General features: G+C 67.0%; 7 protein-coding genes. All 7 read right to left on the bottom strand.

Going from position 1 to position 14,100, the window contains the following annotated elements; genetic code table 11:
- Positions 1–14 precede the first annotated feature (14 nt).
- The 7 genes from FHG66_RS05960 to drmD all read right to left on the bottom strand — a co-directional run bounded on the left by FHG66_RS05960 (position 15) and on the right by drmD (position 13,641).
- A complete protein-coding gene (locus FHG66_RS05960; RefSeq protein ID WP_139075838.1) occupies positions 15–404 on the bottom strand; it encodes a hypothetical protein in 390 nt (129 codons plus the stop codon).
- On the bottom strand, positions 404–823 hold the full coding sequence (locus FHG66_RS05955; RefSeq protein ID WP_139075837.1) for a hypothetical protein: 420 nt from the start codon (positions 821–823) through the stop codon (positions 404–406). The genes FHG66_RS05960 and FHG66_RS05955 overlap by 1 nt, the downstream gene beginning before the upstream one ends.
- A 241-nt stretch (positions 824–1,064) precedes the next feature.
- Positions 1,065–2,948: a DUF1998 domain-containing protein gene (drmB, locus tag FHG66_RS05950; RefSeq protein ID WP_139075836.1), complete on the bottom strand. Its 1,884-nt coding sequence runs from the start codon at positions 2,946–2,948 to the stop codon at positions 1,065–1,067.
- Positions 2,945–5,293: a helicase-related protein gene (locus FHG66_RS05945; protein WP_218013800.1), complete on the bottom strand. Its 2,349-nt coding sequence runs from the start codon at positions 5,291–5,293 to the stop codon at positions 2,945–2,947. The genes drmB and FHG66_RS05945 overlap by 4 nt, the downstream gene beginning before the upstream one ends.
- Before the next feature lie 9 nt (positions 5,294–5,302).
- Positions 5,303–6,487: a hypothetical protein gene (locus FHG66_RS21870; protein WP_218013799.1), complete on the bottom strand. Its 1,185-nt coding sequence runs from the start codon at positions 6,485–6,487 to the stop codon at positions 5,303–5,305.
- Between the two features lie 9 nt (positions 6,488–6,496).
- Positions 6,497–10,549, bottom strand: coding sequence for an Eco57I restriction-modification methylase domain-containing protein (locus FHG66_RS05940; protein WP_218013798.1), 4,053 nt, complete (start codon positions 10,547–10,549; stop codon positions 6,497–6,499).
- Positions 10,546–13,641 carry a DISARM system SNF2-like helicase DrmD gene (gene drmD, locus FHG66_RS05935; RefSeq protein ID WP_139075835.1) on the bottom strand — a complete coding sequence of 1,032 codons (3,096 nt, stop codon included), beginning with the start codon at positions 13,639–13,641 and terminating at the stop codon, positions 10,546–10,548. The genes FHG66_RS05940 and drmD overlap by 4 nt, the downstream gene beginning before the upstream one ends.
- Between the last annotated feature and the right edge of the window lie 459 nt (positions 13,642–14,100).

The following is a 14,100-nucleotide window of genomic DNA, read 5'->3' as shown; positions in this document are numbered from 1 at the left end:
ACCAGCTTCGGACATCACCGGCGCGGCAGACGGCGGTGGAGATCAAGGAACTGGTGGGCTGAGAAGCGGTTGGAGCGCCGGGCCAGATCGGGGGCCAGAAGCCGCAGGGCATCTCCGGCCTGCCCCCTCATGGCGCGATACATCTCTTCCATGTAAAAGGCGTCGACCGGTCGCCAGGGTGCACGGTAGAGGTTCCCGACCGAGAGGGTCCCGACCTGTGCCTCACGGCGTTTGAGGACGCCCAGCACCCAGAGAGGTACCTGCTTGATCTCGAAGTATGGATGCTCGGATCCGTCCTTGAAGCGATGGAAGTTGATCTCCACGCGGTAGAGGGTCAGGCCGATGACGACGGAAGCGGACACGTAGTCAGGTCCGACGTGATGCCCAAAGGGGATCAGGTGCATCAGGACCTCCCGAACCAGGCGTCGAGGCGACGGGGCATGGACAACAGGTCATGGTTGGCGATCAGGCCGAAGTGCCTGGCGACCTGGGGCATGAGGAAGCGAAAGGCGGCGCGCTCGGATTGCCGGCTCGTCATCGGGCGATCCTCGAAGGTGAAGGCGTAGGCCAGGCCTATGGAGGAGAGGTGGTGGAGGTCGTGGCTGTCCAGGTTGCCTGCCAGGATCCGAGCCAGCCGCCAATCGATGGCACGCGCCGGACTGACGTGGGTGACGATCAGGTGGCCGCGGAGTTCGGGGCAGGACGGCTCATCGATCCCGACCGGGACGACAAAGGTCACCGTGTAGATCGTGCGGCTGTCGAAGCTGCGGGCGCAACCGAAGGCGTAGTAAGCGGCATCATGGCAGAAGCCGAGGAGGTGCATCGTAGATCCTTGGACTGAGGCGGCGGCGATCATCGCCTCCAGACCAAGGAGATGGGTACGGTCCTCGCGCCTCAGGAACTCAAGCGATCTATCTCCAAAGAAGAAGTCAGGCAGGCAAAGCCTTGCACATCTGACTGGTCCTCAACGCATGCAATATCTTGGCCGTGGCGGTGCACCTGGGTCGAAGCGACATGGTCCCGAGACCCTCCCCAGTATTCGACGAGGCGCAAACAAGCTACTCTTACGGCGGTTGATGATCATGCTCGAGGTCGCCTTCGAAAAGCGGCGAGACAGTGTCAGATCCGATAAGAAGGGCACGATCCAGCCGGCCATTCCGCGCTTCGCAACTCGTTTCCGGCACAAGAAGGCAGGCGTGGCAGGCCGCGCCGTGGAGGTGGCGATCGTCGTGCTGATCGTCAGGCCGATGTTCCACACAGACCGGGTCATTGGAACAGGTCGTGAGACCATCGAGAGCGCGGGCCAAGAGTTTCGGCACCTGCGAGGCCATGTCGCTCAGGCCTCCGAGGGTTCCCTGCCCGCCCGAGGTTGCCGTGTAGATGAGCAGACCGTACCGCGGGACACCGTCAGGCTTGCTCGCGTAGATGCGCTCCTTCAGGGAAGAGAGTGGGTATCCGCATTCCAGGGACAACTCGATCATCAGCGCATGGCTGAGGCTGTGGAGCGCCCAGTAGACGACACCGAGATGTTCAGGATGCTGAACGCCTCTCCGACGTGCTTCGAGCTCCTCCCCTCGACGCAATCGCCGCGCATGATCCACGACCTCCGGTCGCGAAGCCCAAGCCGCGATCGTTTCGGGATCAAGATGCAGGAAGATGCCCTCGCCGAGCTGTTCGACCGCCGGGAACCACGCAGTCCCAGCGCCGACCGGCGCGCCTTTCACAGCAAGGTGGATCTCGTCGAGCTCGCTTTCCGTGGCCGACGGCGCCGCCTCAAGGCGGGTGAAGCCGTAGATGCAGGCCACCTCCCTGAGCCGGTCGACTCGGACGAGCCCCGCCAGAAGGCCCTTGATCCTTGAAGGGATGACGAGGGTGTCCAGATCCAGTCGTCGCCCCAGAAGGCGCGAGTTCGCTCCTTCCCGACCAATCGTTGCCGTCGGTGCAGACAGTCGGTCGAACTCCTCGATACGTGGATCGGGATGCTGTCCAGATCCGCCCCCTCCACGGGTCGCCAGGGCTTCCAAAATCTCTTCGTCGGTAAATGGCGCAAAGGCAGGAGCAGTTTGCGGAAGAGCCCTGAGCGTCGCAAGGAAGCCGGGCAAGGCGCGGATAGCCTCCACGGTGGACCAATGATCTTCCAGTGCGGCAGCGGCCGCAGCGCTCTCGACCGGCATCGAGATCACCGACACGACCTGCGGGAAGTAGGCGTTGGTCGCCGATCGTGCGAGGAGATGCAGGTGCTGATCGCATCCCTCCTCCGGCCGATCCCAACGATTCATCCAGGGGCTCGAGCCGTCGCATCGGCCGAGGATGTGGGGAACATGTAGAGCGGCGAGCGACACCGATCGGCCGCAGTCGCAGCGAACCGTCACGTCGGTCGGGTCGGAGCTTACGCCTCGTTCGACCCATCGCAGCGGCCGTCGGCAGGTGTCGCCAGCCTCATGAACCATCCTCCGCCAGTCGATGTCCCGCAGATGACCCTTTGGGCAGGCGGCGACGAAGCGGATCGGGCTGACCCTGACTTCGGTGCCATCGATATTGCCTCGGAGCGACTCATCCGATTTGACCGTCAGGTTCCTGAATTTCGTCATGAGGCGCCGCGTCTCGCCGCCCGTGGGAGCTTCGCCCTTTGCCGGGTCGCAGACGAACCACTCCGGGAAGATCCGGACAGGCACGTGAGGGCGTTTGGCGTCCTTGCGGTCGGGATCGTGCAATGGCGGGGTTCGCAGGGAGGGCACCGCGCCGTCAGGAAGCCGGACATCATCGAGCTGTTCCAGCAGGAGGCGGCTCAGGCGTGGCTCCTCGATCAGCCGCGACACGCCCTCGGCGCCGAGCCGCCAATCCTGCACCCCCGCCACGATCACCCCCTGCTCAGGCATGTCCATCATCGCGCCCGGCCCGTAGGTGTAGAGGAACTGGCTGAATCCTTGGGTAACGTCGTTTGTCATGGGCTCGTCTTCATGGGACTTCCGTCAGGGCGCCTGAGCATCAGGAGCGCCGCGGGCTCTGTTTCTCGCATGGATCGGCCGGCCGCGAACCACGCGCGCCGGCCATCGAGATCCGTGGGCAGAGGCTTCAGGGGTTCCTGAAGGAGTCGCTGAGGTTCAACGCCTTTGTCGTAACGGAACTCGCCACCGCCGTTCGTTTGCTCGTCTGCGATGGCGGCCCAGGCGGCCCGCAGATCGTCGAGCCGAGACAGCACGCCCGCGCGCTCGTCCGGCGACAGGTCGGACAGCACCATCTTCGCGGTCACCTCGTCGCGCACGATCCGAACGACCTCATCGCGCGAGGCTGCCCGTTCGGCAGCCTCAGAGGGCGTGAGGGCTGGGTCGAGGTGGCGGACGGCGGCGACCAGCATGGCCGCGAGCGCACGGTCTAGCGCGCGCGAGGCGAACGGCGTCACGCTGGTGGCCTCCACCGCGCGATAGAAGCTCATGTGGAAGGCGCGGAACTGCTCGTGGTGCGTGCGGTCGCGCGGCTTGTGAAGGTTGAGCAGCGTCACCACCAGCCCCGGCCTTCCCCGAGACCGGCCGACCCGGGAGGTCGCCTGAATGTACTCCGCAGCCGTCTTGGGCTGCCCCTGCACCACCATGAGGCCGAGCCGCGGGATGTCAAGGCCTACGGAGATCATGTTCGTCGCGAGCGCCACATGGGCCGAACCCTTGTCGGCGGCCGGCAGGCCCAGCGCCTTGCGCGCCTTGGCGACCTTGTCGGTGGCCACCCGCGAGGTCAGCTCGATCGTCTCGTGCAGAGAGCGATTCACGAAGGGCGCGCCGGCCGGCGCTTCGCGAACTCGGTCCACGCCGTAGTGGGAGAGGTTCCTGCGAACTTCGTCGTCGACGATCCGCCGCGCGCCGCCGAGTTCGCGGAGCGCGTTGAAGTAGCAAAGGGCCGTCAGGTAAGGATCCGCAGGATCTTCCTTCGTCCCGGCCGAGAGGGCACCCGCCCCCGCAAGAAGCGTTTGGAGCGTCCGCAAGAACACCCGCTTCGGCCCCTGCCCCGGCGCGCCGACGCCCAGATAGAGCCGTCCCGGGGTACCCCGATCCGTTTCCGCGAAGAAGCTGTCATGGCGGCATGGGCCCGGCGGCGGGAAGATGCGTGTCTCCCCCCTGCCAAACAGGGCTCTGATCTGCTTGTCGGCGCGTCGCACCGTCGCCGTCGAGGCCACGATCTTGGGCCCACGCCGGACGCCGTTCACCATTCTCGAGGCCAGCAGGTCGAAGGCCGTCTCGTAAAGGCCCGCCACCGTCCCGAGCGGTCCCGATATCAGGTGCAGCTCATCCTGAATCACGAGGTCGATGGCCGGCAGTTCTTGCGGAAGCTTCCGGCCTTCACGCGGCTCGGCGGCGCCGTAGAACCCGGCGCCATTATGACGGTCGACATGGCCGAAGAACGCGCCTGATCTCCCCTCCCAAGGCACGTTGGCGAATTTATCCACCGTGGCGATCATGAAGGCTGGCAGACGGCGATAGATCTCCTCGTCCACCGAGACGATCGGCAGCCGCTCGGCAAACTCGCAGGTCGGGTTCGAGCAGTTCACGATCAGCTGGGCGGGCTTCATCATGTTCGGCCGGGCGGTAAAACAGTCCGGCCCGATCTCGTGACCGCACCAGGGGCAGGCTTTGAGCGGCAGGGGCGTGGGTCCGCCCTGCTTCTTCATGCGTTTCAGCCACCCCACGAGCGTCCGATCAACGTCGTCCTTGTTCGACCCCATGCGGTTCGGCGTCACTGCGCCGCCGACCCAAAGCCCAATCTCGATCGGCCAGTCCCCCAGGCGCTTGCCCCCCACCCGCTCGAGCTCGAGCGCGCAGACGAGACCCGCCGCGCGCGAGAGCTGGTCGAGCGTGAGGAGGCGCAGCGTGTAGCGCATCACGACACTCAGCCCCGCCCCGGTCAGGCCTGGGTTCGCGAGCCGCCGGCGCGCGATGGCGAAAGCCGCGAGGCCGAGGTAGGCCTCCGTCTTGCCACCGCCTGTCGGGAAGAACAGAAGATCCACGACCGGCCGATCCTCGCTCTCGCGGTCAGCGAGGCCGTCGAGGTTGAGGAGGATGAAGGCGATCTGGAACAGGCGCCACTTCGGCGGCCCGAGCTCATCCGGCGCAACCTTCCGCTCCACGGCCTCGCGTCGCCGGTTCGAGCGGGCGATGGCGCGGTTCATGATCGCGAAGGCTTCGCGCGACATGGGATCGCCGGAGAGACGCCTCAGGCCTTTCTCGATCCGCGCGCGCGCCTCGCCGATCTCCTTCAGGCAGCGCTCGGCCACCTCGCGCCGGCGCGGGGCCAGGGTGCCCACAGTCGCCGCCTAAGCGGTCGCCCATTTGCCGTATAGCCTCGGCAGCGCATCCAGCAGAGCCCGCAGGGCCTCGGGCCCCTTCTCCGCCGCAGCCGCCAGCTCCTCCATCCGCAGCTCCACCCCCTCGCGGGCCAAGTCGGCGGTGACGCCCTTGACCTCCTCGCAGGGCAGCGGCTCGGTCCAGACGCGATGGATGCGCCCCCCGCGCGGCTCCTCCCAGTCGGCCGACACGTTGTGGCCGGCCGCGAAGGTGCAGGCCTCGCCGTAATGGAGGTCGGCCAGCCGCTCGTCGGGATCCTCGGAGTGGTAGGTCGAGAGGTCGTCGCGCGGGGCGAAGCCCTCCTCGCAGGACAGCTCCAGCCGCGCCTGGAACGCCGTGGCGATGTCCGCATACCGGCGAACAACGCGGGCGCGGCGGTTGACCAGGAACACGCTCACCGCCCGCGTCCGGCGGACGGTCCCGTCGGGCAGAACGGTCTCGCGCACTGGGCGCACCCGCAGCGCGAGCTCCAGCCCGTCTGCGAAGGCCATCCGGCCCGGCGTCCGGCTTCCCGGCACCACGACATCCCGCGCGCCCTCGATCAGGTCCAGAACGACCCGCTCCTCGCGCGGGATGCGCCGCCAGGTGAGGTCCGAGGCGTAGGGCTTCCGAACGGGCTTGCCGTCTTCGCCCAGCAGTGGCGCCTCGCCCTCCGGGGGTGCGGCCTCGGGCATGACCAGCGCAGCCTCGAGCGGCGGCTCGGGCTGGTAGTCGCCCCAGGTGACGCGGGCCTCGATCCTCGACGCCCCCTCGGGCACGAGCACCGTGAGCCCCACCGACGACGGAAGGAAGCTCCGCTTTTTCGCGGGCCCGCCCTCCGCCGCCCCCTCGTCGTCGCGTACGGCCTCGTCGCCCAGAGTCTCCTCGCCGCGCAGGTCGTCCACGGCGGCCTCGGCCCGATCCTCCTGCGAGGGCGGCGGCGCCATGGGCGCATCGATGGAGGGCGCGATCATCCCGGCGAGATAGAAGGTCGAGGGCGGGACCTTGCCCAGCACCTCGCGCTCGAGGTCCCGGTCAAGGTCCGGATGCGGGCCGATCAGGTCGCGCCGGAGCATCTCCACGAGGCGCTCTCGGACTTCTACGGGCGATGCGGGCTTGGGCAGGACCGAGAGGCGGTCGACGGGCTTGGGCGGTTCGGCGTGATCGTCAGGCATTCGTACCCCTTACTCGGCCGCAGCCTGACTGAGGCGTTTGGCGCGATCAAGGCGGCTCTCGGACTGGGCTGCCTTCATCTCCTCGGCGTGGCGTTCTGCGTTCAGGGCGAGGAGGCGCTTCAGGACCTCGTCGCGGATCTCCTGCGGCCAGTGGAGGCGGCCCTGGTAGGTGTGCTCGTCCTCCGGCTCGCCGGGCTGGCCGCCCTTGTCGTTCTCGTCCCCGGGCTTCTCGAGGAACACAGGGCGGACCGCCTCCGCGAGGTCGTCCCAGCCGTAGGCCCGCAGCACCGCCCGGTCCATGGCCTCGTGGAGGTCGCGGAGCCGCGTGATCCCCTCGTCCGTCCGCTCGGGGTCGTGAAAGCGGTTGTAGGTCTTGGTCATGCCGAGGTCGGTGGCGGCCATGAGCGAGGCGCGGTGGTCATGGTATGCATGCCCAGCCGCCTCGAGCATGGGTGCTGTCTCGTAGCCGGGAGGGAGGGGGAACGTCTCAAATACGTCTGATGGATTGTATGTCAGTCCATCACCCCGACTCGCTCCTGCAAAGCGGTTCCACACCTCATGCACTCTCGACTGAACTACTGAAAAAAACGAATAGGAGTCGGACGCGAGAACCACAAGCTTGTGCGAATATATCAGGCCGGTCGGAAGGCGCGCAAATGCATGATGAGCGGACGCCGCGGCACTGTGCACCAAGACGTTTTTCAATGTTGCAATGGCGCTGTATAGACCAGGGCGACGGTCCGCATACTGCCACCAGCGATTGCGTATTGCGTCACGCTTCTGCCCATCCCGATCCGGCTTTACTCTTTGCCGGACGATTTCAATAAGTTCAGGCCAATCCTCAGCCACAGGGTCTGGAAAATCGGCTGGCACCAGTCCTTCAAACAGGCACTGCTTTTGCTCATGAAGAGACATCGTATGCCATGACTTCAAATTCGAGCGCCGACCGAGAGGCATGGAGGAAAAATCAATTGCGTATCGACTATGCGAGTGACTTGGGGAATTACATGCCTCATCCCCTCCAATAAAAGGAAAAATTCGCTCTCTGTTTCGTACGTTCCTATTGATTAGCTGCTCAAGAGCATCAAGGCTCTCGGCCTGCCCCTTGGCAGCCGCCTCATCGTCGAAAGTGAAGCCGATGCCAAGGAGAAAAGAACCAACAAAAGATATTGAGTCGTTCTCCCCAAGTTGAAACGGCGAACTATCGTGACTTCCTTCGGCCAGATAGGCCGAGATTCGATCTACCCGCTTACCGTTAAGCACAGCACAGGCTGAGGGTCCCTTTAGAATATGGACCACACTTACCTTTACAGAGGCTTCGCCGGGCCACATAAAATTTCTATCCGCACGGATAATAGACCCGCCAAGATCGATGATGCTCTTTAGCCCAGTTTCCCGTGTATCACCTTGGCGAATTGTATCGGTAGCTATAAGCCCTGAAGCACCTTCCTGTCGAAGCAGATAGAACGCACGCCGGAAAAAGTGAGCCGAAAGGTCAGCGCTCCTTGATCCTTCAGGGTGCAAATGCTCCAGCCAAAGACTGTAGGAGTCTCCAAAGTAGGTGGAAATGATCTTTCCGCCCAGAAAGGGCGGATTTCCCACCATGGCATCGAAGCCGCCCTGCTCGAAGACCTCGGGAAATTCGACCTCCCAATGGAACGGCGTGATCCCCTGCGCCCGCGCCTGCCCCGCGCGGGCGTGGGACAGGTCGAAGCCGTGGAGCCCGTCGCGGCTCTTGCTGTCGAACTCCCCCTGGAACGCCTTCATGGCGGCCAGGCGGGCCTTGGGCTTCTCGGCCGCGAAGAAGGTGGCGACGATGGCATCCGCCGTCGCGCGGATGTCGGCCAGCCGGCTCTCGGCCGTGCGGAGGAGGCCCGAAAGCTCCACCTCCGAGGCGTCGTGCGGCGCGCGCCGGACCAGAGACCGCGCCTCGCGCCAGCCCTTGAGCCGCTCCTGCACCGCCCCCCGCAGGAACAGCGCCGCGTCGCGGTTGTCGTGGGTCCAGGACCCCTGCGCGATCTGCTCGGCCGAAAGCCCCACGAGGCTGTCCCCCGCCTTGATCGCGTGGTCGAGGAAGGTGAACTCGTGCTCAGCGGCCAGCGTAGCGAGCCAGAGCGAGAGTTTGGCGAGGTCCGCCGCCATGGGGTTGCGGTCCACCCCGTAGAGGCAGCGCTGCGCCACGAGCCGGCGGGCGTGGGTGGCCTCGTCCTCGTCGGGCGGAATTGCGGGTTTGAGGTAGTCGTGCTTGCCCCAGGCCTTCTCGAGCCGCTCCCCGATCTGCCGGCACGCCTCCACGAGGAAGGCGCCCGACCCGCAGGCCGGATCGCAGACCTTGAGGTCGAGGACATCATCGGGCCGGGCATCTTCGCCCAGCCGCTCGAAGGCCGGGGCGAGGGCATGGGCCACGATGGGCGCTGTGAGCGACCGGGGCGTGTAGTGGCTCCCCGACCGCCGTCGCTCTTCGGTGGGCTGGAGGATTGGGTGCCCCGGCGGGATAGGCGCCCTTTCCGGCGAGCCGCGGGGGTCCGCCACGGCGCCGAGGGCCGCGAGGAGGTCGGCTTCGACTGTGGCCTTGAGGGCAGCGTCCCAGGCCTTGCCCTTGGCCTCGACGCCCTGCTCCTTGAGCCACTTCTGCCTCCCCCCTGGCTTGAGGCGGAGGAGCGAGTCCACGCCAACGAAGGTGGGAAGGCGCTTCTCGTCCCGGACACAGATCATGCGCTCCGACGCGGCTTCGGCTGTGAAGCCCATGACGGTCTCGTAGACCGAGCCGATCTGCTCCACGTCGAGCGCGCGATAGGAGACCCGCTCCCGCGCCCCGTCGGCCGTGCGGGCGGGCAGCGTCATCAGCCCGCGCAGGATGCGATGGACGCAGCCGTCCGAGACCCGGAGGATCGCCTCCGACCCGCCCGGCACGCCGCCTTCGAGGAACGGGAAGACTCTGGGGTCGAAGAGCTTGCCGCCCCGTCCCTTGATCCAGTGCGGGTGCCCCTCGTGGACCAGCCGGAACACCGACAGGAGCTGCCCCCAGCCGCCATACCGGTCGTCCATCGTGTCGGGGTTCGTGGCTTGGTCATCCTCAAGCCGCGCGAAGAGGGTGGCGACCGAGTAGCCCGATTGCCAGAGATCCCGCGCGCGAGGCGCGCGCTCGGTGGGGAGAAGATCTCGGTCCTCGGCGTAAAGCAGGAATACGAGCCTCATGAGGGCCGTGAGCAGGCCCTCATAGAGATGCTGCGGCCGCTCCCGTGCCAAGACGCCGATAGTCTCCGGGTCGGCGCGGTGAAGCCCACGCAGAAGTTCGTGGAGGGCGCCGAGGACCTGCTCCGAAAGCTTCTCGGAGACGTCGTTCTGCGCCTCGCGGGAGGCTTTCATGAGGGGATGGAGCCGGTTCTCCACCGGCCCCGTGAACAGCCTCTGGTTCCCCAGGGCGACCTTCAGGCCGCCGAGGAGCGCCCGACCCTCGGTCCGCGCCAGCGCCGCCAGTGGCCAGGTCATCCATCCCGCCGTCTCGCCCCGCGGCGCATAGATCAGCCGAAGGGCGTTGCGGGCCACGAGGACGCCGGCCTCGACGCCGGTCTCGCGGACCATGCGCTCGAGCCGCTGATGGGGGGACGCCGGCCACCCCTCTTCCTGCCCGCGCTCATCTGCGTCCAGGTCCGGCCGGATCAGGACGAGGAGCTGCGCGGGAGGCAGGCCCTCGGCTGGGCGTGGCCAGAGCACCGCCCAGTCGGGGGAGACATGCGTTTCGTATTCGGATACGGGAACAGTGAGCCGATCAGGCAGTTCCGGCCCTCCCGGCGCGCCGGCTACGAGGCTGGCCGGCCATCGCAGCACGCCGCCGAAGAACGACCAGGGATCGCGAAGCGCGAACTGCGCATCGTCGGATCGCCGGTCCTCCCGCGGGTCGAGCCCGAGCGCCTCGGCAGCCTCCTCCGAGTCCGTCGCACGCTGCCTATCCGGCTCGAGCCCCTTCTCGCGAAGCACGTTGGCCCCGAGCACCAGCCCTTGCGGCCTGATCTCGCCCAGCCACAGGTCCGTCGCGTCCGCCGGCCGATCCCCCCTCATGCCTGCCCCTCCGGCCAAAGATAGACGATCCCGACCGGCTCCACCTGCCGCGCGGCGATCCGGTAGCCCTCGCGCACACGCGCGGGCTCGGCCTCGATATCGCGCTCGAGGCGCGCCACCTTGTCATCCCAGGACTTCCGGTCCGCCTCCTTCTGCCGCCTCTCGCGGTCAGCCTGCGCGCGCTCCTCGTCGCTCCGGAGATCCAGAACGCCCTGCGCCGGCGGAACCCATTCAGCGCGAGCCGCGGCCACGCGGGCGAGCTGCCGGCGAATGAGGTCGGCGATGGCGGCCGCCTCTCGCTCTCCATTCTCCTGAAGCTGGCCGCGCGCCACCTCCTCGGCAGTTCGTGCTCGCTCCTCGGCATGAGAGCGAAGGTCGGCGACGTCCCGGGCCACCCAGGCTGCGATCCGCTCCGCGATGTCCGGGCGGACCGAGCCGCCGCCCCGCAGAGCCTCATGCAATTGTGCCAGGGTGGCGGCCTCTCCTTGTTCGCCGAAGGGGCTGAGCGGACGCAACTCGCGGTCCGCGTCACGCCAGCGTGCGGTCACGGGGATGATCTCCTCGTGGAGCCTCTGGCCGGCTGGCCCATAGAGCGCCAAGCGGGAAATCAGCACCACCCGGGCCTGCGGCCCGCCCGCTGGCACAATCGCCACGCGATCGAGGGCGTCGGCAAAGCCCCTCGCACGGAACCGCGACACGAGCCGCTTCACGAGGCGGTGCTCGAGGTGCAGTTGGACGACGTCCTGAGGCTCGGGTTGGCCTTGGCGCAGAGTCGGCGGCGCGAAGACGAGCCCTCGTGGCGGGTTCTTCGCTCGCCACCTGGCCAGTTCGCGTGCGCCCGGCGGCCGGCCAGGGCGCAGTTCATCGAGGAGAGATTGCCAGCTCGGATCACCGGCAAAGGCCGGATCATCAGGGCTGAGATGGAGGGCCTCCGGAACGCTGAAATCTCCAGGGCGCAGGGCCGTCCCGCGCCCCACGAGCCCGAGCGCCTGGTCCACGACCACCCTGAGATCTCTCGGATCCACGCCGATCCGTCTTCGCGCGCGTTCCTGGATCGCGGCCAGCCTGTCGTTCTCCTGCCTGAGCCGCTCGAGCCGCGTCGTGCTCTCGTCTCCCATCTCGCGCCGTGCCGCCTCGACCCCCCTGGGCGCATCGGCGGCCAGCACCCGCGCGAGCTCCCGGGCTTCGCCGCGCCCGATCCCCGCCCGAAGCCGACCCTCGATGTCCTCGCGGATCACCTGTCCCGCGGCGCCGAGCTCGCGCCGGATGCGCTCGGTCTTGGCGACAAGGGCGTCGAGAACGCGATCCTCCTCGCGCTGCGCATAGGAGAAGTAGCGGCAGGTCACGATAGCGGAGGGCTGGAGCTTGCGATCGATTCGTCCGTTGCGCTGCTCGAGGCGTGACGGGTTCCAGGGCAGATCGAAGTGGAACAGGTCGTGGCAGCGCGCCTGAAGGTTGATGCCCTCCCGGGCGGCATCGGTGCAGACGAGGATCCTCACCCGGGTCTTCTCGAACGAGGCATTGAACTCGATCTTGATGCGGTCGCGCGTGTCCTGGTCCGCCCGGCCGGTGAAGCGCAGGATGCGCCCCTCGACATCGACGCCCAAGCCGTCGAGCGCCTCCTCAAGCCTCGCCACGAGCCACCGATGGGTGTCCTCCCATTCGGTGAAGATGATGAGCCGCCGGTCCAGCCATGCCGTGCCGTCGAGCATCTCGGCCCGGATCCACTCCACGATCCGCTCAACCCGCGCGTCCGGCCGGTGCCGATGCGCGTCGGCCAGCGCCAGCATCTCGTCGATCCGCGTCAGGGCCAGCGGCTCGCCCCTGCCCGCCAGCCTCCGAGTCTCGGTCGCGATGCGGTCGTCGTCCTCCGGCTCTTCGCTCTCGACGAGGGCCCGGCGTTCGAGGGTGCGGCGGTGCGTGGAAAGGCTGCGGTGGAAGGCGGCCAGAGACGAGAACAGGCGTTGCTGAAACAGCGCCAGGAGAAAGCGCGTGGACTGTGACCCGCCCGCGCCGGCCACCATGTCGGCCAGCATCGCGGCAAGGCGTAGCTCCGGGGCGTCCTCGGGCAGGCCGCTGATGACGACAGGCTCCACCCGGCGCTCAGGGAAGGGCTCGCCCAACTGGCGCAGATCCTCCTTGAGGCGCCGCACCATGACGGGCTCGAGATCCTCGGGCTCGACCGGAATGCCGCGGGTGAACCGCTGCGGATCGAGGATCTCAAGCAGCGTCGAAAAGGCGTTGGAGTGGCCGTTGTGCGGGGTGGCCGACAGGAACAGGCGGTGCTCGAAGCGCCCGGCAAGATCCCGGACCGCTCGCGTCATCTGGCTTTCCGTGGCATAGGTTCCGCTGCCCGACGGAGCCGCATGGTGAGCCTCGTCGAGGATCAGGAGGGAGCCGGGCCGGAACGCGCCAAGGCTGTCCCGGAGCGGGCCGGCATACGCGTCCTCGGCTAGGACGGCGTGGGACAGGGCGAAGAAGGACCCGAGCGCCCAGGGATTCGCTCCGAACCCACGCATCCGACGCGTCCAGGCCAAATGCTCCGCGTCCACGGCCGTCAGGTCGAGGCCGAACTTCTGCGCCATCTCGTCCTGCCATTGCAGGATCATTGAGGCGGGCGCGGCGACCACGACGAAGTCGATGCGCCGTCGGAGAAGAAGTTCGCGAACGATGAGGCCGGCCTCGACAGTCTTGCCCAAGCCCACATCATCCGCGATCAGGAGATTCGCTCGCGGAAGATCCAGCGCCTTGCGGAGCGGCAGGAGCTGGTACGGGTCGAGCCGGATGCCCGACCGGAACGGCGCCTGGAATAGCGACCGATCCGCGGCCGAAGCGGTCCCCCATTCGGTGACCCTTAGGTGTGCGCCCAAATCATTGGCTTCTGCCGGCAGCGCTGATGCGAGGCCAGACCATTCGTCCGAGAGCCCCCGCCATGTCCGCTCCGCGCCGAGGCAGACGTCCAGCGTCTCGCCCTGCGCGTCGTCGTCGATGCAGACCAGCCTGTGAGCCGCGGGTCGGCCATCAATCGCGGACTGGACCAGCCATCGCCGGCCTCTCGCCTGGACCAGATCTCCGATTACTACGTTGGCCACCGCTCAACCCCCCTGCCCTCAAGGAGCAATGAACTAGGACTTCTGCCGAAGGCAAGTTGTCCCAGGGACGACGTCATCGAGAGCACTCAGATCGTGACATCAGGATCGGACAAAGGTGTCGATCGCTCCGCCGTTGACCCCCTCCGGAGCAGACAAGCCGATGCTGATCTATGGGTACGAAGGGCCACAAGGCAGTCGCAGCTACGTGGCCCATGACAAATTCAGACGATAGGCCAAGAGGAAGGCTGGGAGCTGTGGCACCCTGACACAAACGAGATTGAGGATATCGACGACGCAGCTTGAGAAACCCTGGACGCCGCCCTTCGCCTACGATTAGCAGTCGAGGGGCGGCTCGTAGGCCGCCCCGTTCAGGCCCTGACGATCTGACTGCCTCTCGACGGCATCCGTGTGCCGGCGTGGGTCTGCGACGATCTACAGAGGGGAGCGGTCACAGAGTCG

This window comes from Rubellimicrobium rubrum (assembly GCF_006152115.1).
GTDB classification, from domain to species: domain Bacteria; phylum Pseudomonadota; class Alphaproteobacteria; order Rhodobacterales; family Rhodobacteraceae; genus Rubellimicrobium; species Rubellimicrobium rubrum.
This window is presented reverse-complemented; position numbering and strand designations above follow the sequence as displayed.

What these genes read in the sequence shown, in the direction of transcription:
- FHG66_RS05960 (WP_139075838.1), bottom strand. Translation starts at nt 404, where the DNA reads ATGCACCTGATCCCCTTTGGGCATCACGTCGGACCTGACTACGTGTCC.
- FHG66_RS05955 (WP_139075837.1), bottom strand. Translation starts at nt 823, where the DNA reads ATGCACCTCCTCGGCTTCTGCCATGATGCCGCTTACTACGCCTTCGGT.
- drmB (WP_139075836.1), bottom strand. Translation starts at nt 2,948, where the DNA reads ATGACAAACGACGTTACCCAAGGATTCAGCCAGTTCCTCTACACCTAC.
- FHG66_RS21870 (WP_218013799.1), bottom strand. Translation starts at nt 6,487, where the DNA reads ATGCCTGACGATCACGCCGAACCGCCCAAGCCCGTCGACCGCCTCTCG.
- FHG66_RS05940 (WP_218013798.1), bottom strand. Translation starts at nt 10,549, where the DNA reads ATGAGGGGGGATCGGCCGGCGGACGCGACGGACCTGTGGCTGGGCGAG.